This is a genomic window from Lysobacter sp. TAB13, from assembly GCF_052113885.1.
Taxonomy (GTDB): Bacteria; Pseudomonadota; Gammaproteobacteria; order Xanthomonadales; family Xanthomonadaceae; genus Lysobacter; species Lysobacter gummosus.
This window is the reverse complement of sequence record NZ_JBFRDR010000001.1, coordinates 455499-476673: the sequence shown is the minus strand read 5'-3', so window position 1 is coordinate 476673 and position 21175 is coordinate 455499. Positions and strand designations below refer to the sequence as shown.

Sequence of the window (21175 nt, the reverse complement as noted above, 5' to 3'; positions counted from 1 at the left end):
TTACCTCGGAATTTCGCCGACTAGGGACGCACAGCTTAGCCTGCGCCGGCGACAGCCGCGTGGGCCGTTCGCCATGTTCAGTGCGAGGACGACGGCGCCGGTTCCATGCTGGCGCTGAGCACGCGCATCGCCTGAGTGGTGGCCGCATCGGCGGGAAAGAACGATTCGATCGCGATCTCCGACAAGGTCACGTCCATCGGCGTGCCGAACACGGTGGTGGTGCTGATGAACGACAGATCGCCCAGTTCGCTGCGCACCCGGAACGGCACCACGACCAGGCCCGAGGCCGGGATGTCGTTGTCGTCGTAATCGTCGGGCGCCGGATACGCGGCAAGTTCTTCGTACAGCCCCGCCAGCACCGCATCGCCGGTGGCGGCGATCTGATGGCGCAGGCGATGCAGCAGATGCGCGCGCCATTCGCCCAGGTTGATGATGCGCGGCGCCAGACCTTGCGGATGCAAGCCCACGCGCAGCACGTTCGACGGCCGCGCCAGCAGGAAGTCGGGCACGCCGGCCAGCAGCGGCGTCAGCGCGCGATTGTGTTCGATCAGGTTCCAGTGCCGGTCCACCGCCAGCGCCGGATGCGGCTCGTGGCCGTACAGCACCAGTTCGACCGCGGCGTGCGCTTCGCGCATGGCCGGATCGTCGAGCGAACGTTCGGCGTACATCGGCGCCAGCCCGGCGGCGGTCATCAATTGATTGCGCTCGCGCAGCGGCACGTCGAGACGATCGACCAGCCGCAGCAGCATCGCCCGGCTCGGCAGCGAGCGCCCGGTCTCGATGAAGCTGACGTGGCGGGTGGAGATCTGCGCCATGTCGGCCAGATCGAGTTGGGTCAGACGGCGACGCTGGCGCCAATCGCGCAGCAGCTCGCCCACGGGGCGCGGATCGTTCATGCGGCCACGATAGCCCAGCGCGGTGACGGCAGACATTACCTGGCAGGTAATCGACCGGCCGCGAGCGCGGGTGTGTGATGGCTTCGACTTCAGACCCACGACCCTCAGGAGAACGACCATGGCCATCGCCACGCAAACCCCCGCCAGCCCCTTCCTGCGCCGCGTGATCGCCGCCGACGCGGCGGTGTCCGGCGCCGCCGGCCTGCTGCAACTCAGCGCCGCCGAGCCATTGTCGCGACTGCTGGCGATCGACGCCGGCTGGCTGCGCGGCGCCGGCGTGGTGCTGATGTTCTGGCTGGCGTTCCTGGGCTGGGTGCTGAGCCGCCGCACGATCGGCGCGACGGCGACCTGGACCATCATCGGCGTCAACTTCGCCTGGGTCGCCGCGTCGGTGCTGGTGCTGGTGGAAGGCGCGATTACGCCGAACAGCCTGGGACTGGCGTTCGTGCTGGCGCAGGCGGCGGCGGTGGCGGTGTTCGCCGAACTGCAGTTCTTCGGCCTGCGCCGGCAGCAGCGCGGCTGAGCGAACGCTCAGGCCGGGCGCGGCGCGGGACGGATCAACGTCCCGCCTGCGCCGTCGCCGCCGGGCTCAGCCATTCGCGCCGGCGTTGTTCGACCTGCGCGATGAGGCCGCCGAGTTCGCGCCGCTGCGCGCGCTGCAGCACCTGATCGAGCACGCCCGCGGCTTGGTCGCGCTTGCCCTCGGCGGCGAGCACCCGCGCCTGGCTGAGCTGGATGGTCAGCGCATCGATGCCGTCGCCGTGGTTGTGCAGATAGGCGAGCGCCGGTTCCAGCGCGGCGCGCGCGGCCGGAATCTGTTGCAAGGCGACCAGCGCTTCGGCGCGGATGCCCGCGGCCTGGGCCAGTTCGATCTGCGCCTGACTCTCGCGCAAGGCCGGTTCGATCCGGTCGAGTTCCTTCAAGGCCGCGTTCGCCTGACCTTCATCGACACTGAGCGCGGCCAGTTCCAGGCCGGTCACCGAACCCCAGTAATCCTGCTGGTGATCGCTCTGGCGCTCGCGCGCGTCCAGCAGTTGTTTGCGCGCCTCCGCCAGGCGGCCCTGATCGTGCAGCAGCTGGCCGATGCGGAACTGCGCTTCGGCCTGGCCTTCGTAATCGCGGGTGCGCCGTTCGATCGCCAGGGCCTGATCGAGCAATTCGCGCGATTGCACATACTCGCCGCGCAGCCGCAGCACATCGCCGAGGCCGCGCAGCGCCCACGAGCGGCGCGGCTGCAGCCCTGAGCGTTCCGCGATCGCCAGCGCCTGCTTGTAGCTCGCCATCGCCGCGGCGGTTTCGCCCATGTCGAACTGCAATGCCGCCAGCGCGCTCAATGTCCACGACTCGCGGTCGGGATCGCCGAGTTCGCGCGACAACTGCAACAGCGTTTCGGTTTTCTGCCGCGCCGCCGGGCGCCGGTCCTGGGCCCAGTCGATGTTGGCCAGATTCTGCAGCGCGGCGGCCTGCGAGGCTTTCATGCCGGCGCTTTCGAACAGGCCCAGCGCGCGCTGATAAAGATCGCCGGCGCGGGCGAAGTCGCCGCGTTCGTAATACCAGCCGCCCAGGTTGACGTCGCTGCGGGCCTGGCCGATGGCGTCGCCGATCTGTTCGAACTGGGCGCGCGCGGCGCGGTAGTCGGCCAGCGCGCCGGGCTGGTCGCCGAGCGCGTTGCGGCCCCAGCCGCGTTCGAGCAGGGCATTGCCGATCAGGTGCGGCGCGCGCAGCGTGCGCGCGCTGCGCAGAGCGCGGTCGCCGGCGTCGCGTTCGGCGGCGTAGTCGCCTTGCGCTTCGGCGATCGCGGTTTGCGCCAGATCGATGCGCGGGTCGGCGTTGCCGTGATTGCGGCGCAGATCGGTCAGGCTGGCTTGCGCTTCCTTCAGATCGCCGCCCTGCGATTGCGCGCGCGCCAGGCCCAGGCCGTATTCGATGTCTTCCGGATAGAAGCGGTACAGCGCGCGATAGGTTTCGATCGCCTGCGGCCAGGAGCGGTCGGCTTCGTACATCAGGGCTTCCAGCGCCAGACGGATTTCGCGTGGCGCGGCGCCGGCATGGGCCAGCGCGGCGCGCGCGACGGCGCCGGCGCGCGGGTGGTAGCCCTGCTGCATCAAGGTGCGGGTCAGCGCGAGCTGGCCGGGCAGGAACTCGGGCGCGCGTTTCACCGCGGCGTCGAGTTTGCTCTGAGCGGTGCCGGCGTCGCCGCGGCGCAGCGCCTGCACGCCGTCGGCGTAGTCGCGCAGCAGGGCGACGTCGTCGCTGGTGGTGGCGCCGCGGGTGCGTTCGATGGCGGTGCTCAGGCGCGGCAGTTGCAGGCGGTCGCGCACCTGCGCGCCGGCCGCGGCGATCAGCGCGGCCGGGTGGCGGCGGTTGCCGTCGATGCGCAGTTGCTGCAGGCGTTCGCCGCTGGCGGCGTCGAGCACGTCCAGTTCCAGGCTCAAACCGTCCGCGCCTTGCCCCGGCGCGGCGCGGTAGCGCCCGACCATGGCCAGGCGCAGGCCGAGCTGGCGGCTCATGCGCAGCAGCGCGGCGCTGTCGGGCGCGCGCCCGGGCGGCAGCGGCAGCAGTTCGGCCAGGCGCTGGCCGTTGATCACTTGCAGGCCGTCGTTGAGCGCCAGTTCCTGCGCCAGCAGTTCCGGCAACGCGCTGCTCAGCCAGGCATCGCCCGCGGCGGCGCCGGCCGCGGGCAGGAAGTCGAACACCGCGACGCGGGAGACCGCGGCCTCGGCGAGCGGATTGACCGGCGCGACCGCGGCCGCCGGCGCGGCCGGCCGCAGCCACAGATAGCCGCCGGTGCCGGCGGCGGCGAGAAGCAGGCCGGCGGCGAGCGCGGGCCACAGGCGGCGCGGGGGCGGTGGGGCGGGTGTCGAGGTGGGCGCGGGCGCCGGGGTGGGCGAAGCGGGCGGGGCGAGGGGCGCCGGTTCGGTCGCGAGCGCGGGTTCCTCCGGGGCCGGGGCCGGCACCGGTGCGACGGCCGCCGGCGGGAATGCGTCAGGTGCGAGCGCAGGCGGCGGCGCCAGCGCCTCGCGCTCGACCTCGCCGACGAAGCGATAGCCCTGCTTGGGCACGGTCTGGACGTAATCGACGCCGGCGTCGCGTTCCAGCGCCTTGCGCACCTGCCAGATGTGCCGGCCCAGGCTGGCTTCGGTGACCACGGTATTGGGCCACAGGCAGGCGAAGAACTCGTCGCGGGTGATCAGCGAACCGGCCCGGCGCAGCAGCAGAAGCAAGGTGTCGAACACCTTCGGCGGCAGGTCCACCGGCTCTTGCCCATGCCACAAGCGACGTTGGCCGGCTTCCAGGCGGAACCCGCCGAATCGGTAAATCTCGTTATCGGACATGCACTTACCCGTTGCGCCCAACGAGGGGCGGGGGCCCCCTGTGCGCGGCCATTCTCGGGCCTGGCGAGGCAAAAATCACAAAAAAAAGAAGTTTTCTTCCGCGCGCCGGTACCGGCCGGGCGACTACGGTGCGTCCTCACAAGGAAGGACGGCTCAGGACGGGCCGGGACGGAGCGAGGTTTGCAGCTTCGTCCGGCGGGCCAGGGATGGCTCGCGACTTGCCCTCACGCACAGATCAGGAGCGTTGACATGATCCACTCACGGTATGCCGCCGGGCTGTTGCTGATGGCCATGGGGTCGGCGATGGCCGCCGCGCCGACGGTCGCCCCGCCCAAGCTCAAGCCCGGCCTGTGGCAGATGAGCAGCCCGCAGGCCGAGGCCGCCGGCGCGCACATGTATCAATGCCTGGACGAGGATGCGCAGCGCTTGTTCGCCCAGCGCGCGGCCGGGTTGGCGCAGGCGGCCGATTCGGCCTGCTCCGGCGGTGCTACCTATGGCGAGGGCGGGTCGTTCGTCGATGAGCGCAGCTGCAAGATCGGCCGCTACCAGACCCGCACCCGCACCGATCTGCGCATGAGCGGCGACAGCGCCTATCACCTGGAAATGACCACGCATTACGAACCGGCGATGGACGGCAAGAGCGTCAGCACCACGGTCGCCGACGCGCGCTGGGTCGGCCCCTGCGGCAGCGACCAGAAACCCGGCGAGATCTTCGTCCAGGCGCCCGGCCACAGCGAGTTGATGCGGATGCCGGCGATGCCGGGGCGCTGAGCGCACCCATCGCCGCACACCGCAGCGGGCAATCGATCACCACGCAAGCCGCAAAGCCAATCCTGGAGGGTTCCATCATGCTCAGCCACGTCCGTTCCAACCTTTTATTGCTCCTCGCGCTGGCCGCCGCCGTCCAAGGCTGCAGCCGCTCCGGCGAGCCCCCCGCATCGGCCAAGCAGCCGGCGCCTGCCGAGGCGCGGGCACCCTCCAGCCCCGCCGTGGAGGCGCCGGCTGCCCCCGGTGCATCGGATGCCGCGGCCTCCGCCGCCGGCGCCCACACCCAGCCCAGGCTCAAGCCGGGCTTGTGGCGGGTCGAGGACGGCGTGTTCGCCGGTCTGGTCGACAACGGCAAGGCCTTCATCTGCATCGACGCCGCCAGCGAAGGCGTGATCAACCGCGGCCCGGCCCGGTTCGCCGCCGACAAGTGCAGCACCAGCGTGTCCAACAAGGAACACGGCCTTTATCTCGGCCGCACGGTGTGCAAGCTCGGCGACCACAACGTGATCACCCGGCTGCGCATCGACGACGGCCAGATCTATTTCCGCGACGTCATCACCCAGCCGTCCAGCGCCACCGACGACAGCGGCGAAAAAGTCAGCGACTACGCCGAGTGGACCGCCGAATGCGGCGCCGGTCAAAAACCCGGCCAGGCCTTTGCGCAGGCCTACGACAGCACCGACATGAAGCCGGTGGATCTGCCCGAGCGCTTGCAGCCCGCGGCCGCCAACTGATTGCGGATGCGCGCCGAACGGCTGCGATCCGAGAGTTTTTTTCGTCGCCGCACACGGACGTGCGGTCGGCGTTTTTCCGAACGAGGTGACCGATGAAAAAGTGGGCGGCGCGGTTGTTGAAAGTCGTGCTCGGCGTGGCGGCGCTGCTGGCGCTGGCGCTCGGCGGCGCCTTGTGGCGCGGCGCGCAACTGCGCGAGCGGCAGGTCGATGTCGCGGTCGCGCCGCTGGCTTACGCCGAGCCGATGCAGGAGATCTTGCGGCAGGGCGGCTATCTCTATCGCTCGCGCGGCTGTCAGGAATGTCACGGCGGCGCCGGCGCCGGCCGCGTTTTCATCGACGATCCCAACGGCCTGCGAGTGCGCGCGCCGAACATCACCGGCGGCGCCGGCAGCGCGACCGAAGGTTACGGCGAACGCGATTGGGTGCGCGCGATCCGGCACGGGCTCAATCGCGATTCGCATCCGCTGATGATCATGCCCAGCGAGGACTACAACCGTTTCACCGACGCCGATCTGGCCGCGTTGATCGCCTACGTGCGGCAACTGCCGCCGGTCGATGGCGGCGCGGCGGAACTGCGTTTTCCGTTGCCGGTGCGCGTGGTGTACGGATTGGGGCTGATGCAAGACGCGGCGGCCAAGATCGACCACGCCCTGCCGGCGCCGGCGCCGGTCGCGGTGGCGGCGAGCGTGGAGCACGGCGCCTACGTCGCGGCCATGTGCCAGGGCTGCCACGGCGCGGGTTTCGGCGGCGGCAAGATTCCCGGCGCGCCGCCGCAATGGCCGGCGGCGGCCAATCTGACCCCGGGCGCGGGCAGCGCGATGCCGCGCTACGCCGGCTTCGAGGCGTTCAAGGCGATGATGCGCAGCGGCCGCCGCCCCGACGGCAGCGCGATCGACCCGGCGATGCCGTTCGCGACGATGGCCGCGCTGGACGACACCGATCTGCGCGCGCTGCATCTGTATCTGCGGCAGTTGCCGGCGAAGGCGCAGGGCTCGCGCTAGGCCGGCGCGCATCGGCCGGGCGCCCGGACCGGTGGCCTGCAATCGGCGGATTCCGCGTCAGTCGCAATAGCGGCCGAAGGCGCGCAAGCTGCGCGCAGGCATCGTGCGAGCGAGGGGACTGGCGATGAAACCGATCTGTCTGGGGTTGATGGCGTTGTGTGCGTTCAGCGCGCCGGCGTGGGCGCAGCACATCGCGGTACCGAAGATGTCCGCGGAAGAAGTCAACGGCATGCTCGACACCGGCGCGCGCCTGGAAAGCCGCGTGGACGGGGATTTCGACGGCGACGGCGAGATCGATACCGTGTTCGTCGGCCGCGGCGAGGACAAGCGCTCGCTGTCGGCGATGCTGGCGTATCGCAGCGAGGTGGATCTGGGCCATCAGCCGGTCGGCGTGCTCGAACTCGATGTATCTCCGCTAGGCGACGCGCAGGTGTCGATCCGCAAGGGCGTGCTGGTGATCGAAGACCTCACTGGCGGCACCACCGCGACCCAGACCACCTACCGTTATCGCTACGACCCCAAGCAGACCCGCATGCGCCTGATCGGCCTGGACGCGCAGCGCTACAGCCGCACCAACAGCCACGGCACGATCAAGCTGAGCTGGAATCTGCTGACCGGCGACCGGGTGATCGAACGCGGCGAGCCCAACGAGACCGGCAAGGGCGATGAGGCGATCATTTACGCGCCGGCCAAGCGCGACAAGAAGCCGAGCAAGCCGCTGTATATGGAAACCACGCCGAATCCGGATGAGTTGCTGGATTCGTTGTAAGGGTCTGTTCAATGCATCTGCTACGAATGTCGAGCCATCCGTGTTTTTGTTCGTCATTCCCGCGAAGGCGGGAATCCAGAGACTTCAGCGCTATCTACCCAGTCCGTCATTCTCACGAACGCGGGTTCCGCTTTACTTCGGCGGAGCCGAACATCCAGAGACTTCAGCACCATCTCTCCAGACCGTCATTCCCGCGAAGGCGGCTCCGCTTTACTTCGGCGGAGCCGAACATCCAGAGACTTCAAACGTTCTCGCACGAAAGGCCCTGGATTCCCGCCTTCGCGGGAATGACGAGCCCCCAAGACAATCACCGGCGAGGGCACACAGCCCCCGCCGGCGTAGAACTCAGTTCGGATAGCCGCCGATACGGTCGCGGCCCCACAGCGCCCATTGCTGGGCCCAGTACGGGTCCTGCAGCAGACGGTCCGACGGGTTGTAGTACGAACGCGGGAACACGTCGGCGATGCCGGCGCCGGACACGGTCTGGACTTCGCTGTCGTTCAGGACTTTCATCGAATCACTCCTCAGGGTAGTGCCGGGATCGCTTCCCGGCGAAGCTTCCGCCCGCACCGGCGTTCGCCAGCGCGAGGGATACCCTTAGTTCGTAATCCGCGGCGCGAATCCGACAACAGCGCAACGCTGCCGCCGCTCAGCCTTCGATCGGCCCGCCGTAGGACACCGCGACGATCGCGAAGCGGGCCATGCCGCCGGGCAGCATCGCTTCGAATTCGTCGTCGACGCGGCGCTTGAGCATGGCCCGCGCCAACGGCGAGTCGATGCTGATGTAGCCCAGCTTGGCGTCGGTTTCGTCCGGGCCGACGATGCGGTAACGCGCCAGCTCGCCATCGGCGACGTTCTCCACTTCGATCCAGGCGCCGAAGAATACCGATTGCGGATCGGTCGGCGTGGTCTCGATCACCCGCAGCAACGGCAGGCGCTTGCTCAGATAACGCACGCGCCGGTCGATTTCGCCCAGCTGCTTCTTGCGATAGATGTACTCGGCGTTTTCCGAACGGTCGCCCTCGGCCGCGGCCGCGGTCAGCGCCTTGACCACTTCAGGACGGCGCACCCGCCACAGATCGTCCAGCTCGTGCTTCAGGCGCGCGTGGCCTTCCCGGGTGATCAGGGCGGTGCTGTGTTCGGCAGGGGGGCGCCATCGGCCCATCGCAAAGGCATCGCAGCAAGCAGGGCGGCCGTTATCGCAGAGTGGCGCCCGCGGTTCAAGCGCGGCGCCGCGCGGGCGTGGCCCGGCGCGCTTGCAATGGCCCCGATCCATCGGCAAGGCTGTGCGTCGCGAAGACCCGCCGCACGCCGTGTTCCCATGCTGATCCTGCCGCTGCACCGCCCGTTCACCCGCGCCAACTTTCCGTTCGTGACCGTACTGCTGGCGCTGGCCAACGTGTTCGTGTTCCTGGCCCTGCAAAGCGGCGACCGCGCCGGATTGGAGAAACTGCGCCAGTACTATCTGGATTCGGGGCTGGGCCGGATCGAGGCGCCGGCCTATCAGCAGCATCTGCGCAACACCGGCCAAGGCGATGCGACCGCCGCTTTCGCCGCGGCCGGCGAAAGCGAGCGGCTGGCCTATGTCGGCATGCACACCTTGACCGACGTGACCTTCGCCCAGGCGCTGCGCAGCGGCGCCTTGTTTCCCGACGCCGGCACGCTTGCGCAATGGCGGCCGCTGCGCGCGCGCTACGAGGCGATGCAGGACGAGGTGTTCACGCTGCGCCACATCATGCGCAGTTCCGAAATCGATCCGTGGCGGATGTTGTCGGCGGCGTTCCTGCACGGCGATGTGATGCACCTGATCGGCAACATGGTGTTCCTGCTGGCGCTGGGCCTGCTGGTGGAAGGCGCGGTCGGCCCGCTGCTGTTCGTCTTGCTGTACCTGTTCGGCGCTTACGGCTCCAGCGCGGTGTCGCTGTGGTGGCGCTGGGGCGAGGCCGGCGGCGGCCTGGGCGCGTCGGGCGCGATCGCGGCCCTGATGGGCGCGTTCTGCCTGGTCTGGGGACTGCGGCCGGTGCGGTTCTTCTATTGGATCGGGGTGATCTTCGACTACGTGCGCGCGCCGGCGATCCTGCTGCTGCCGCTGTGGCTGGGCTGGGAGTTGTACAACCTGTTCGCCAACCAGAACCTGGGCATCGGCTTCGACGCCCATGCCGGCGGCCTCATCACCGGCGCGCTGATCGGCGCGGTCTTCGTCGCCCTGGGCCGCGTGCGCGAAGAGTTCGTCAGCGACTACGCCGCCGCCGCCGCGCCCGACACGCGCTGGGAGCAGGCGCAGCAGCATTTGGGGCGGATGCAGTTGGCCGAGGCCGATCGCCTGCTGGAAGAACTGCAGCGCGAACAGCCGCAGCGCTTCGAACTGCAACTGGCGCGTTACCGCGTCGCCCGCAACAGCGGACGTCGCGATGTATTGGATCAGCGCCGCCGCGAGTTGCTCGCCGCCAGCGCCGACACGGTGGAAGGCGCGCAGGCGCAGGCCGAGGCCTTGGCCGCGATCGATCAGACCGGCGACAACATCGACAGCGCGCAGCGGCAAAGTCTGACGCGGCGCTGGATCGGCTTAGGCGCGCTGGATGCGGTCGAGGCGATGCTGGATCGGCCGGCCAGCCGGCAGTGGCCGCAGGACACCCAGGCGCAGCTGTGGTTCGAACTTTCGCTGGGTTATCGCGACCGTCAGGCGCGGCCGCAGCAGGCGCGGGTGTTGCGCGCGCTGATCGAGCGTTATCCGCGCCAGCCGCAGGCGGACAAGGCGCGGTTCCTGCTGGAGCACGAACTGGCGGCGCCGGGCTGAGGCCGCGGCGCCGCGGGTTTACGCATCCTCAGACTTTGGCCGGCGCCAGCGGCTTCAACGCCGCCTGCAGTTTCTCGCTCAGCGTCGCGTCCTCGCAGCGGCTCAGGGCCTGTTCGAGCAATGCGCGCGCCTCATCGTCGCGGCCGAAGCGATCGACCAGCAGCAAGGCCGCATCCAGCGCCCAGCGCGGCGCCGACGGGTTGCGCGGCGACTGCCGCAGCAGCGAGCGCAGCAGATCCACCGCCAACTGCGATTGACCGGCCATGCGCGCGCGTTCGGCCAGGCGCTCGGCGTGTTCCATCTGCATCGGAGTGAACTGCGGATCGGCGTCGATCGCCTCACGGATCACGGTGAGCGCGCGGGTTTCCTGCTTCTCGATCATCAAAAGGTTGATGTACTGGCGCGAGTGCTCGGTGCGTTCGGCCGCGTCGCCGTCGCTGCGCAGCAGGCGGTGGTACAGCTCGTGCACCTCCGGGGTCACCGCACGCACGCGGATTTCGCCGCGCAGGGTTTCCTTCGCCGCATCGTTGTGGCCGTCGCGGACCAGGTTCTGCGCGCGTTCGAGCAAGTCGCCGTCGCGGTTGAACAGCGTCGGCAACTGGTGGCGATGGCTTTCCGGGTCGTAGCCCAGTTCCTCGTGGTACTGGTAGACCAGATAGCCCATCAGATGGAACGCGGCGAACAGGCCCCAGAACGACACCAGATTGAGCAGCGGGCCGCCCAGCAGCACCGGCATGAACTTGTTCATCCAGATGCCGGCGGTGGCGACGCTGGCCTGGATCACGAACAGCAGGCCGAACACGGCCAGATACGGCCAGCCCACGCGCGCGACGATGCCGAAGGAGGTGGCCGGATTGAGCGCGTTGCCCAGGCTGCCGTCGATCGCCAGCGACATGATGCAGCCCGGCTGCAGGAACACGATCACCGCCAGCGCGAACAATCCCACCACCGGCCCGCCGAACAGCATCGCCACCAGCACGATGACCATGTAGATCAGCTGCAGCGCGATCAGCCGCCAGACCACGCCGCCATCGACCTTGAGCACGCTCTCGGGCGGGTCCATGCGGCCGTCGGCGGTGGCGCGCAGGATTTCGAAGGCGTACTTGTACGCCGCCAGCCAGGTCACGATGGACAGCAGCCAGCCGATGCCGGGCACGACGCTGAGGAAGGTGCACAGGGTCAGCACCAGCAAGGTGAAGAACGCGGCGCCACGGATGGGGTAAAGCATGATCTGCCGCAGCCGGTGCCAGAACGGGACCGGCTGCGCGAGGGTCGAGGTGGGCGGCATGGCGGAGGCGTCGAAACCGTGATCGTCGTTGTGGTTTGGCTACGTTAGCCGATCCGGTCACGAATTTATCCATGCTTCGGCAAGTGCGCCGGCATGAAAAAGGCGGACCGGATCGACCGGCCCGCCTGGATGCTCGCCAAAGGTGCGGTTGCGCGCTGCCGAGGTTCGCGCTTGCGACCGCCGCGCCCGCCGACCGCGGCGCGCTTACTGCGCGGCGCTGGCGCGCTTGAGGCTGTAGTCGAGCTGCGAGTCGATCGCCTTGCCGTCCTGGTCGAGCTGGCGGATTTCCTCGTGCGAGACCACGTCGAACAGGCGATCGGCGGCGCTCTTGCTGTTGGGGTCCAGGCGCAGGCGCTTGCCGTCTTCTTCCGCGGTCCAGCTGCCGTCGCCCTTGGCGTTGCCGTCCTTCTTGCCCTGGTAAGTCTCGTCGATGGTGTAACTGCCGTCGGCCTTGAACTCGATCTTGGTGTCGATGCCGCTGCAGTCGGCGCAGGGCAGGGTGCCGCTGAAACCGCCGGCGAAGGCGGCGGCGTCGAAGCCGGGCTTGGGGGCTTCGGCGACGGGGGCGGGTTCCGCGGCGGGAGCTGGGGCGGTCTCGGCGGTCTTGGGAGTTTCGGCGGGGGCAGGCGTCACTTCGGTTGGCTTATTGCACGCGCTCAGCGCGAGCGCGGCGAGACAGGCGAGGGCAAGCAGTTTCTGATTCACGTGCGGCTCCTGGTGATGAGTGGAAACGTTCTGAACTCACTGGTTGCAATGGCGGCCGGATCCGATCCGGCCGCCGCGCGAAAGCGATGCGCGATTAGGTTCGGCCTAACGGGTGCGAGCGGCGGCGCGCGACGGTCAGCGCTTGCCGCCGAAGATGCCGCCGAGCAGGCCGCGCAGAATCTGCCGACCGACCTGGCTGCCGACCGTGCGCGCGGTCTGCTTGGCCATGGTCTCGACCATGCCCTGGCGGCGCTTGGTGCCGAACACCGCGTCCTTGACCGCCTGGCCGAAACCGCCTTCTTCCTGATCGTCCTGCTCGCGGGTCTTGGCCGCCGGTGCCTGCGCCTGCTCGGTCGCGGTCTGCGCGCGCTTGACCAGCATTTCGGCCGCCGATTCGCGATTGACCGAGGTGTCGTACTTGCCGCCGACCGGGCTGCCGGCGCGCACCTGCGCGCGCTCGGCCTCGGTGATGGCGCCCATGCGGCAGCGCGGCGGCGCGATCAGGGTGCGTTCGACCGGCATCGGCACGCCCTTGTCCTGCAAGGTTGATACCAGTGCTTCGCCGGTGCCGAGCTTGGAAATCGCTTCGGCCACGTTGAGCGCCGGATTGGGCACGAAAGTTTCCGCCGCGGTCTTCACCGCCTTCTGGTCGCGCGGGGTGAACGCGCGCAGCGCGTGCTGCACGCGGTTGCCGAGCTGGCCGAGGATGTTGTCCGGCACGTCGTCGGGGAACTGCGAGCAGAAGTACACGCCCACGCCCTTGGAGCGGATGATGCGCACGACTTGCTCGACCCGCTGCTGCAACGCCGCCGGGGCGTCGTCGAACAGCAGGTGCGCTTCGTCGAACACGAACACCAGCTTGGGCTTGTCGATGTCGCCGACTTCCGGCAGTTGTTCGAACAACTCCGACAGCAGCCACAGCAGAAAGCTGGAATACAGGCGCGGCTTGAGGATCAGCGAATCGGCGGCGAGCACGTTGACCACGCCGCGACCGTCGCTGGTGGTGCGCATCAGATCGGCCAGTTCCAGTGCCGGTTCGCCGAAGAAGTGGTTGGCGCCGTCTTGTTCCAGGCGCAGCAGCGAGCGCTGGATCGCGCCGACCGACTGGCTGCTGACCAGACCGTAGCTGGTCGAGATGTCCTTGCGCTCGTCGGCGACCAGGCCGAGCAGGGCGCGCAGGTCTTCCAGGTCGAGCAGCAGCAGGCCGCGGTCGTCGGCGAGCTTGAACACGATGTCGAGCACGCCCGACTGGGTGTCGTTGAGTTCCAGGATGCGCGCCAGCAGGGTCGGGCCCATTTCGCTGACGGTGGTGCGCACCGGGTGGCCGAGCTTGCCGAACAGGTCCCAGAACACCACCGGATTGGCCGCCGGCGCCCAGTCGGCGACGCCGATCTCGGTCAGGCGCGACTGCAGCTTGTCGTTGCTGGCGCCGGGCACGGCCAGGCCGGCGACGTCGCCTTTGACGTCGGCGAGGAACACCGGCACGCCTTGGCGCGAGAAGCCTTCGGCCAGGGTCATCAGGGTGACGGTCTTGCCGGTGCCGGTGGCGCCGGCGACCAGGCCGTGGCGGTTGCCCAGTTTGGTGTGCAGGAAGACTTGCCCGCTCTCGGGCGTGGTCACGGCCTTGCCGATCAGGATGTCGTTCTGGTTTGCGCCGGGGGTCGTGGCCATGTCCGTGTCCGTGGTTCAGTGAAAGAGCAGGGGCCGATTCTAGCGGCAGCGGTGAGGGGTTCGTGAACCGTCGTCTCAGCGCGGGTGGGGCGGCTGATCGGCTTGGTGCCTGTGGTGGTGTTCCTGGGGTGATCTTCGATGGAATTGCGGCGCAGGCCGAAACTTATTTTATTTTGACCTTTGCGGTCGAATTTACTGTGGCTGTTGCCATGACCGTTGCCCTTGCTGTCGCTGTCGCTGTCGCTGTCGCTGTGGCCGTGCCCGTGGCTGCTGCCGTGTGCTGTGGCTGCTTCTTTTGCAATTGTTGTTGCCTTAGCCGTTGTTATTGCTTGGTCGTGGCTTGGCGCCGCTAGTAACTCGCGAGACCAGGGACACCCGGAGGGCGGCGCACATGGACGTGCGCCGGGTCCCGCCGTGGGCAGGATGCCCACTGCGGGACCTGCCCGCGCAGGCACCGCACTCGTGGCTTTTGATTCGAAACAGCCAAAGCCCTTTCTTTGGTTACTTTCTTTGTGGCTTTGGACAAAGAAAGTGACCCGCCGCTCCATGGCGGAAGCGTTTGGCGTTTGATTTTTCTTTAGGCGTTTGATCTTGCTTTAGAAGCATTTGATCCGGTTTGAAGCTGCTACGAACCCAACGTCCCTGATCGAAACAATCAAGCCTGCGCATTCCCTCCTGCCGTCATTCCCGCGAACGCGGGAATCCAGCGACTTCAGCGCAATCCTTCCAGGCCGTCATTCCCGCGAAAGCGGGAATCCAGCGACTTCAAGCGTTCTCGCACGAAAGGCACTGGATTCCCGCGTTCGCGGGAATGACGGTAGGAAGGAATGCGGGGGGCTGGTTGTTTCGATCAGGGACTGCAGGTTCCTTAAGAAGCCTTAGAAGCCCCAAGCAAGATCAAACGCAACAAGCAAGATCAAACGCTAAACGCTTCCGCCATAAAGCGGCGGGTCACTTTCTTTGTCCAAAGCGACAAAGAAAGTAACCAAAGAAAACGCATTGGCTGTTTCGAGTCAAAAGCCACGAGTGCGATGCCTGCGCAGGCAGGTGCCACATTGGGCATCCTGCCCAAGGTGGCACCCGGCGCACGTCCATGTGCGCCGCCCTCCGGGTGTCCCTGATCTCGCGAGTAACAAGCGGCGCCCAGCCAAGGCCCAACCAAAGCCAAAGCTCAGAGGCAGAGCAAAGCCTGGAGCCAGGGCCGGATCAAAATCTTGGCAACCGCAACCGCAACCGCAACCGCAACCGCAACCGCAATGGAAAAACGGCTCCGGCCCGGCACCGCCATGACGGCGAAAGAGCGGCAGCCCGCGGCCGTTCGGCCTAACCCAGCCAAACCGGGAAAAACCAAGACGGATCAAGGTCCTTGCCCACCCCGAACCCCGCCGTTACCCTGGCCCCCCGCGAAAAGGAACACCCGCACGCCTCATGCCCGCTTACTCACGCCCCGTTTTCATCGGTATCAGGGGCGCGTTCGCGCCGCTCGCCGTCGCCCTCGCACTGTGCAGCCTGTCCTCGCCAGCCGCCGCCGTGTCCAAGAAGGAGCAGGCCGCGGTCGATGCCCTGACCCAACGCCTGCAATCGGCCGAAACCCGTTACCAGTCGGCCCTGGTCAAGATCCGCAACGCCGATCCGACCGGACGCCAGGACAGCGACGCCGCGCTGGAGGACATGGAGGACGTGATCGCCGCCTGCCTCAAGCAGAAGGGCTGCCAGGTCAGCACCATGCTGGCCGGCTACAAGCGCCTGCTCAAGGCCAGCGCCGACGCCTCGGCGGTCAGCGATGAAGACGCCGACGACGGCGGCCAGCTCGACAGCGACGGGCTCGCCGCCGACGTGCCCGAAGCCGCGCGCGCCGCCGCGCTGCTCAGCGACGACGGCCAGCGTTTCGTCAAGATGGTGCAGTACAACCCGGCCGTGCAGGCCGGCATCAAGCGCTGGCTGACCGATCTGCGCGGCCCGCTGATGCAGAGCTACGACAACTATCAGTACATGCGTTCGATGATGTGGCCGTCGTTCGAGCGCGAAGGCCTGCCCGAAGCGCTGCTGTTCGGCATCATGGCGAAGGAATCCAACGGCCGCGTGCACGCGACCTCGCGCGCCGGCGCGGCCGGCCCGCTGCAGTTCATGTTCGCCACCGGCAAGCGTTTCGGCCTGGGCGACGACGGCACCGGTTTCGATACCCGTTACGACGCGCGTTCTTCGTCGCAGGCCGCCGCGGAATACCTCAACGAACGCCTGGGCCAGCTCAACAACAGCATCGAAATGTCGCTGGCCGCCTACAACGGCGGCGAAGGCCGCGCGCTGCGCATCAACAATGCCAGCGGCGGGCGCAATTTCTGGGACGAGTCGGTCTATAACCAGTTCCCGGCCGAAACCCGCGACTACGTGCCGATGGTGATCGCCGCGGCCTGGCTGTTCCTGCATCCGCGCGAATACGGCCTGCGTTTCCCCAAGGTGGACAACAAGCCGGCGACGCTGCGCCTGAGCAAAGCCAGCTCGATCTACGAGCTGACCATCTGCATGGGCAGCAGCGGCAGCCGCGACGGCTACATGCGCGCGCTGCGCAACCTCAACCCGCGCTATCAGGCCGACAGCTATCTGTCCGCCGGCACCACCCTCAACGCCACCACCAAGATGGTCAGCCTGTACAACCGCTGGTGCGTGCAGGGCAAGCGCGCGGAACTGGCGCACACGCTGATCATGAGCGATCCCAACAGCGCGATCGTGCGCACCGGCCCGCTGACCGTGGTGCCGATGGAAGGCACGGGCGAAGACGGCACGGTGCCGGTCACCGTCGCCACCGGCGTGCCGACGACGGTCGCCACCGGCAAGCCCGCCGCGGTCAAACCCGAGCCGAAGAAGCGCGCGGTTCCGCGCGATTACAAGGTCCAGCGCGGCGAAACCCTGACCGACGTGGCGCGCAAGTTCTCCTGTGATACCAAGCAGCTGGGCAAGGCCAACGGCATCAAGGCGCCGCGTTATGTGGTCAAGCCGGGGCAGCGGATCAAGTTGAACGGTTGCGGCGACTGATCGGGGCGAAGTCGCCCACGCGCATCGAAGTACGGCGAACCGGCCGGTTCGCCGCTGACACAGACCGCACGAGCGAGGATGCATGACGGCGAACACGCAAGCCCCGGCATCCGCGCCGCGCGTCTGGATCGGCGCGATCGCGCTGTGCGCGATCCTCGCCATCGCCGGCGCCTACTTCGCGCCGTGGCTGCATTACCTGTTCAAACCATTTACCACGCTGCTGATCGCGGTGATGGTCTGGCGCCACGGCGGCGACGCCGAGCCCGGTTATCGCCGCGCGATCCTGATCGGCCTGCTGCTTTCGACCTGCGGCGACGTGTTCCTGATGCTGCCCGGGGATTGGTTCGTGTTCGGCCTGGGCTCGTTCCTGTGCGCGCATCTGGCGTATCTGGCGGGCTTGTGCGGACGCGCGCGATTGTTCGCGGTCATGTGGCCCTCGCTGGCCTACGCCGCGCTCGCCGCCGGCGTGCTGGCGATCCTGTGGCCGCATCTGCCCGGCGCGCTGCGTGTTCCGGTGATCGTCTACGTTGTCGTACTCGCGACGATGGCGGCGCAAGCGGCGGTGGTATGGCGTCGCTGGCCGGTGCCGGCGACCGCATTGGCCGCGTTGGGCGGAGCGTTCTTCGTCGCCTCCGACGCCACGCTGGCGATCGACCGTTTCGCCGCGCCGTTCGGCGCGGCGTCGCTGGTGGTGCTGGCGACGTATTGGATTGCGCAGACGTTGATCGGCTTGTCGGTGAGGCGGCTGAGCTAGGTCACAACTATTCGACCTGAACCTTAGGCATGCACTCAGTCTGATTTACTCGTGTCCAATCACGTGGTAAATCAGTTGCACGCAATTCCTCAGGATCAACGTTATGGCAACAGGACGTAGTCACGCCATTTTTTTCGTGCCCTTGGTGGTTGTATTGAGCGCCTGCGCAACCGCAGGTACGCCGAATTTCGCCGGGCAGTGGGGCTATCGGCAGACCTGCGGCTGGAACCACTCGGCCAATCTCGAACTACGCAGCACGGGGAAGTCGTACACCGGTAGCTGGGATGACGGCACCCGTGTGCGCGGCGACAACGGGCAACTGCGCGGCGAAGTGCAGGGCGACCGGTTGATGCTGCGTTTTTGTACTCAGACCTCCGACCAGCCTTGCAGCGATTTCGATCAGATCGGCGGCTATGCGGTTCGCAAGGGCACGGCCTTGCATTGGTATCGAAAGAGCGGCGACAGCTACTCACCTTATCTGGTGTTGCAGCAGGCCAAGGCAGGCAAGCAGGTGCCGGCCGACAATCAGTGCGATGAGGAAGAGCCCAAGGACGACGTAGCGCCGGAGCGCTGAGTCCCATAGTTCATGATTTTTTGTTGCAGGGAAGCCAGACGATGAATCAGCCAGCACCAGCCGCCGCCCCGCCGCGTGTGATGACCGACGACGAGCGTCGCGCCATCGCTTACTTCGCCATCGGCGTGGGCTCGGAAGGCAGTATTGCCGGACGCGATGTGTCCAATCACCTGTCCTTTGCCGGCAACACCCGTAACGGTGTAATGACGCCGGTAGGCAACAGTGGTTATTCGATCGGAACCCTGCAGACCGATTTGGGACAGCATCCGGAAGTGGTGCCGTCCCTGGTCGATGCTTATCAGGATTGGGCGCGATTGCAGCAACCCGAGCGGACACTGACAGCGGCTCAACGTACCCAGACCATCGCCGACCTCAGTCGCAACGGGAACACGATCACGACGCAGGGCGGCCGCCCGATGGATGCGGGTGTCGAAGCCAATCTCAACGAGTTTCTGCGTTCCGATGCAGGCGTGACGTATATCCACACCCGCGACGTTGCCCAGGTCGATGAGTTGGTCGGCGGCATCATGCCTCGAATCGCCCAGACGGCGGCCTACCGTAACGCCAGCGCCGACGATCAGGTGCGGTTGACCGCCATGGTCACAAAGGTGCAGAACCAGAGCGGCGACAATTGGACGCCCAGGTTATTGCGCGACATGGACAACGGCACGCTTAATAACGTGGCCGATGTCAGCGGCGCGATCGATCGTCTGTTACCGCGAACCAGTGGTGACCGCGATTACATGGAAACCGGCCGCGACGCGACGTTGCAAGGCGCCGAGGTGCTTATCGGATTGCGTAATGCCGATTCGCGCAGCCCCCTGCATCAGACTTGGCAGGATGTGGTCGCCAATCCTCTGATCAATCCCAGTCAGACTGGACAGGATGCGGCCCGACCGCAACTACCTGCCGAATACGGCACGGTCAAAAATCTGTTTCTGCAGAAGAACGAAGCTCCGCAGCTCATCCAGGCCTTGGATCAAGGCGGCAGTTACGCCTATGGGCGCCCACGCCCGGAGGGGCAGGGCCGGGCAACTGCTGGTCTGTATGCATCAGGTAACGATTTTGTGGTCTGGAATCGCGACGGCAGCGGTCATTCCAATATCGGTGGCGCTTGGGCCGAAGTAGACCGTAACGATCTGACGCGCACTCGCAATCGCGACGGAACCACAGACCTGGACATCGTTCGTGATGGTCAACCACCGCAGCGGTTGCTGCATGTGGATCCGCAAGCGCCGCCGTTGCGCACCACGCCGGACCCGGGTATCCCGATCGCCGCGCCGCAGGCGCCGGATGCGTCCGCACCCAACGGCCCGGCTACCTCGGCGCCAACGGCTCCGGTGCAAGGCGCAGTGCCGGATCGAGCCGCCTACGAATATCCCCTACAGGAACAAGCACGTGCGGCGGTAGCCCGATTGGACGTGCAGCTGGGTCGAACTCCGGACCAGTTCAGCGAATGCATGAGCCAGAGCTTGGCGTGTCTGGCCCGGGAGAATAATTTTTCCCGCATCGATGGGGTGTTCTTGAGCCAGGCTAGCGGGACCGCCATGGCCGGGCAGAACGTATTTGTGACGCAAGGCGATCCTGGGGATCCGGCCGGTTTGCGCGCCTATATGCCGACCGCTCAGGCAGTCGGTACTCCTGTGCAGGAATCGCAGCAGCGGTTTGCCGATCTGAACGAGCAGCAAGCCGCGCAGCAACGCGAATCGCAAGCCCAGCAGCAAGCGCAGGCATCTCCGGTTCGAGGCGGTCCTTGAGCGGTTAACCTATCGCCGCAACTCGCACTTACTTCGAGCCCGCCGCCCGCCGCTCGGCTTCAGCCGGTTTGTCCTGCGCCGGCTCAGCCTTCGGCAACGCCTCCGCCGGCATCACCGCCTCGCGCGCCTTGCTCCACCAGCTTCCCGCCACTTCGCGCGCTTTGCCGGCGCCGTTGCTCACCGAATCGTTCAAAGGCTTCCAGGCCTGCTGCTCGGCGAAACGTGCGGTGGTCTTCAGCACGTCCGGGCCTTCTTGCTTGATCGCTTCCCAGGTCAGCACCGCGACCAGGCGCGGCATGAAGGCGAAGGAATCGACATCGCCGCCCTTGGCTTCGATCTTGGCGATGAAACTCGCCAGTTCCGCGCGCACTTCCGGCGGTGCGGTCGGGTCCTGGCTCATGTGCTTGAGCGCGACCAGGCCGTCGCCGGTGCGGCCTTCCTTGAAGGCGATGCCGGCGCGCGGCAGGTCGCTCATCCACGGTTGCCTTAGCAATTGCGCGAGCGCGTCGATATGCAGTTGCGCGCGATCCCAGCGTTGTTCGCTGACCGCCAGATAGGCCAGGGTGAGGTGCAGGATCATCACCTGTTCGGCCGGCGCCTTGTCCTGGCCGGCTTGCTTGGGCGCGGCCCAGGCTTTGTCGCTTTCGGCCTGCGCCAGTTGCGGCCACTCCTGCCGGCGGAAGACGACCGAACGCAATGAATTGGCGGCGACGCGGTCGAACGGCGCGCAATCGCCGGCCTCGACGATGTCGCTTTCGGCCAGGGCGATGGTGCTCTTGTCGGCGATCAGGGCGCCGTAGGCCAGCAGCACATGCATGACGCAGGTGTCGGCCTCACTGAACTCCACCGGCGGCGTTTGGCCGCTCCACTGAGCGCCCTTGCGATACGCGGCGATGGCGGTGGGCATGCCGTTCTCGGACACGCGCCGGTAGTTCGTGTAGGCCAGACCGTCGCGCAAGTCGGTCAGTTGCTCGGTTTCGCTCTTGTCGCCGCAACCGCTGAGCACGATGGCCAGCACGGCCAGCGACAGCGCCCGGCGCAGCGCCGGGCGTAACAGGATTCGCATGATTCCCCTCCGTGGGTGATGAGGCGC

The 21175-nt window shown here is 67.2% G+C and carries 18 protein-coding genes; 10 read left to right on the top strand and 8 right to left on the bottom strand.

Annotation, left to right across the window (positions count from 1 at the left end; all coding sequences use genetic code 11):
• Positions 1-77 precede the first annotated feature (77 nt).
• Entirely contained in the window at positions 78-932 is an 855-nt protein-coding gene (locus AB4Y92_RS01715; RefSeq protein WP_441818062.1) for a helix-turn-helix domain-containing protein, read from the bottom strand.
• Positions 933-1014: 82 nt separating this feature from the next.
• Between AB4Y92_RS01715 and AB4Y92_RS01710 the strand changes: the two genes are divergently transcribed.
• Positions 1015-1419, top strand: coding sequence for a hypothetical protein (locus AB4Y92_RS01710; protein WP_441818061.1), 405 nt, complete (start codon positions 1015-1017; stop codon positions 1417-1419).
• A gap of 34 nt (positions 1420-1453) precedes the next feature.
• Here the strand turns inward: AB4Y92_RS01710 and AB4Y92_RS01705 are convergent, their stop codons facing one another.
• On the bottom strand, positions 1454-4231 hold the full coding sequence (locus tag AB4Y92_RS01705) for a tetratricopeptide repeat protein (RefSeq protein WP_441818060.1): 2778 nt from the start codon (positions 4229-4231) through the stop codon (positions 1454-1456).
• Between the two features lie 249 nt (positions 4232-4480).
• On the opposite strand from AB4Y92_RS01705, the gene AB4Y92_RS01700 reads away from it, so the two are divergent.
• The 4 genes from AB4Y92_RS01700 (at position 4481) to AB4Y92_RS01685 (ending at position 7503) form a co-directional block, all read left to right on the top strand.
• A complete protein-coding gene (locus tag AB4Y92_RS01700; RefSeq protein WP_441818059.1) occupies positions 4481-5002 on the top strand; it encodes a DUF3617 domain-containing protein in 522 nt (173 codons plus the stop codon).
• A 77-nt stretch (positions 5003-5079) separates the two neighbouring features.
• The gene (locus AB4Y92_RS01695; RefSeq protein ID WP_441818058.1) at positions 5080-5733 is read left to right on the top strand and encodes a hypothetical protein; all 654 of its coding nucleotides are present in this window, start codon (positions 5080-5082) and stop codon (positions 5731-5733) included.
• A gap of 92 nt (positions 5734-5825) precedes the next feature.
• On the top strand, positions 5826-6734 hold the full coding sequence (locus AB4Y92_RS01690; protein ID WP_441818057.1) for a c-type cytochrome: 909 nt from the start codon (positions 5826-5828) through the stop codon (positions 6732-6734).
• 124 nt (positions 6735-6858) lie between these two features.
• Entirely contained in the window at positions 6859-7503 is a 645-nt protein-coding gene (locus AB4Y92_RS01685) for a hypothetical protein (RefSeq protein ID WP_441818056.1), read from the top strand.
• A 345-nt stretch (positions 7504-7848) separates the two neighbouring features.
• Here AB4Y92_RS01685 and AB4Y92_RS01680 read toward each other — a convergent pair whose 3' ends face one another.
• Together AB4Y92_RS01680 and greB are read right to left on the bottom strand one after the other, a co-directional pair.
• Positions 7849-8016, bottom strand: a complete 168-nt coding sequence (locus AB4Y92_RS01680) for a hypothetical protein (protein ID WP_441818055.1) — start codon at positions 8014-8016, stop codon at positions 7849-7851.
• A 136-nt stretch (positions 8017-8152) separates the two neighbouring features.
• On the bottom strand, positions 8153-8668 hold the full coding sequence (gene greB / locus AB4Y92_RS01675; protein WP_441818054.1) for a transcription elongation factor GreB: 516 nt from the start codon (positions 8666-8668) through the stop codon (positions 8153-8155).
• Positions 8669-8824: 156 nt separating this feature from the next.
• Between greB and AB4Y92_RS01670 the strand changes: the two genes are divergently transcribed.
• Complete coding sequence (locus AB4Y92_RS01670) at positions 8825-10300, top strand: rhomboid family intramembrane serine protease (RefSeq protein ID WP_441818053.1); 1476 nt, start codon at positions 8825-8827, stop codon at positions 10298-10300.
• Between the two features lie 28 nt (positions 10301-10328).
• Here the strand turns inward: AB4Y92_RS01670 and AB4Y92_RS01665 are convergent, their stop codons facing one another.
• From AB4Y92_RS01665 to AB4Y92_RS01655, 3 genes are all read right to left on the bottom strand, one after another.
• A complete protein-coding gene (locus AB4Y92_RS01665; protein WP_441818052.1) occupies positions 10329-11588 on the bottom strand; it encodes a hypothetical protein in 1260 nt (419 codons plus the stop codon).
• 204 nt (positions 11589-11792) lie between these two features.
• Positions 11793-12293, bottom strand: a complete 501-nt coding sequence (locus tag AB4Y92_RS01660) for a copper resistance protein NlpE (RefSeq protein WP_441818051.1) — start codon at positions 12291-12293, stop codon at positions 11793-11795.
• Positions 12294-12428: 135 nt separating this feature from the next.
• On the bottom strand, positions 12429-13964 hold the full coding sequence (locus AB4Y92_RS01655; RefSeq protein WP_441818050.1) for a helicase HerA-like domain-containing protein: 1536 nt from the start codon (positions 13962-13964) through the stop codon (positions 12429-12431).
• 1428 nt (positions 13965-15392) lie between these two features.
• Between AB4Y92_RS01655 and AB4Y92_RS01650 the strand changes: the two genes are divergently transcribed.
• The 4 genes from AB4Y92_RS01650 to AB4Y92_RS01635 all read left to right on the top strand — a co-directional run bounded on the left by AB4Y92_RS01650 (position 15393) and on the right by AB4Y92_RS01635 (position 20082).
• Positions 15393-16997 carry a transglycosylase SLT domain-containing protein gene (locus AB4Y92_RS01650; RefSeq protein WP_441818049.1) on the top strand — a complete coding sequence of 535 codons (1605 nt, stop codon included), beginning with the start codon at positions 15393-15395 and terminating at the stop codon, positions 16995-16997.
• A gap of 82 nt (positions 16998-17079) precedes the next feature.
• On the top strand, positions 17080-17751 hold the full coding sequence (locus tag AB4Y92_RS01645) for a lysoplasmalogenase (protein WP_441818048.1): 672 nt from the start codon (positions 17080-17082) through the stop codon (positions 17749-17751).
• 154 nt (positions 17752-17905) lie between these two features.
• Positions 17906-18325 (top strand): hypothetical protein, encoded by a 420-nt coding sequence (locus tag AB4Y92_RS01640; protein ID WP_441818047.1) that lies wholly within the window; start codon positions 17906-17908, stop codon positions 18323-18325.
• Positions 18326-18366: 41 nt separating this feature from the next.
• Complete coding sequence (locus AB4Y92_RS01635; RefSeq protein WP_441818046.1) at positions 18367-20082, top strand: XVIPCD domain-containing protein; 1716 nt, start codon at positions 18367-18369, stop codon at positions 20080-20082.
• Between the two features lie 28 nt (positions 20083-20110).
• Here AB4Y92_RS01635 and AB4Y92_RS01630 read toward each other — a convergent pair whose 3' ends face one another.
• Positions 20111-21148: a hypothetical protein gene (locus AB4Y92_RS01630; protein WP_441818045.1), complete on the bottom strand. Its 1038-nt coding sequence runs from the start codon at positions 21146-21148 to the stop codon at positions 20111-20113.
• Between the last annotated feature and the right edge of the window lie 27 nt (positions 21149-21175).

What these genes read in the sequence shown, in the direction of transcription:
- AB4Y92_RS01645 (WP_441818048.1), top strand. Translation starts at nt 17,080, where the DNA reads ATGACGGCGAACACGCAAGCCCCGGCATCCGCGCCGCGCGTCTGGATC.
- AB4Y92_RS01715 (WP_441818062.1), bottom strand. Translation starts at nt 932, where the DNA reads ATGTCTGCCGTCACCGCGCTGGGCTATCGTGGCCGCATGAACGATCCG.
- AB4Y92_RS01710 (WP_441818061.1), top strand. Translation starts at nt 1,015, where the DNA reads ATGGCCATCGCCACGCAAACCCCCGCCAGCCCCTTCCTGCGCCGCGTG.
- AB4Y92_RS01665 (WP_441818052.1), bottom strand. Translation starts at nt 11,588, where the DNA reads ATGCCGCCCACCTCGACCCTCGCGCAGCCGGTCCCGTTCTGGCACCGG.
- AB4Y92_RS01650 (WP_441818049.1), top strand. Translation starts at nt 15,393, where the DNA reads ATGCCCGCTTACTCACGCCCCGTTTTCATCGGTATCAGGGGCGCGTTC.
- AB4Y92_RS01700 (WP_441818059.1), top strand. Translation starts at nt 4,481, where the DNA reads ATGATCCACTCACGGTATGCCGCCGGGCTGTTGCTGATGGCCATGGGG.
- AB4Y92_RS01695 (WP_441818058.1), top strand. Translation starts at nt 5,080, where the DNA reads ATGCTCAGCCACGTCCGTTCCAACCTTTTATTGCTCCTCGCGCTGGCC.
- AB4Y92_RS01705 (WP_441818060.1), bottom strand. Translation starts at nt 4,231, where the DNA reads ATGTCCGATAACGAGATTTACCGATTCGGCGGGTTCCGCCTGGAAGCC.
- AB4Y92_RS01685 (WP_441818056.1), top strand. Translation starts at nt 6,859, where the DNA reads ATGAAACCGATCTGTCTGGGGTTGATGGCGTTGTGTGCGTTCAGCGCG.
- AB4Y92_RS01630 (WP_441818045.1), bottom strand. Translation starts at nt 21,148, where the DNA reads ATGCGAATCCTGTTACGCCCGGCGCTGCGCCGGGCGCTGTCGCTGGCC.
- greB (WP_441818054.1), bottom strand. Translation starts at nt 8,668, where the DNA reads ATGGGCCGATGGCGCCCCCCTGCCGAACACAGCACCGCCCTGATCACC.
- AB4Y92_RS01680 (WP_441818055.1), bottom strand. Translation starts at nt 8,016, where the DNA reads ATGAAAGTCCTGAACGACAGCGAAGTCCAGACCGTGTCCGGCGCCGGC.
- AB4Y92_RS01635 (WP_441818046.1), top strand. Translation starts at nt 18,367, where the DNA reads ATGAATCAGCCAGCACCAGCCGCCGCCCCGCCGCGTGTGATGACCGAC.
- AB4Y92_RS01655 (WP_441818050.1), bottom strand. Translation starts at nt 13,964, where the DNA reads ATGGCCACGACCCCCGGCGCAAACCAGAACGACATCCTGATCGGCAAG.
- AB4Y92_RS01690 (WP_441818057.1), top strand. Translation starts at nt 5,826, where the DNA reads ATGAAAAAGTGGGCGGCGCGGTTGTTGAAAGTCGTGCTCGGCGTGGCG.
- AB4Y92_RS01670 (WP_441818053.1), top strand. Translation starts at nt 8,825, where the DNA reads ATGCTGATCCTGCCGCTGCACCGCCCGTTCACCCGCGCCAACTTTCCG.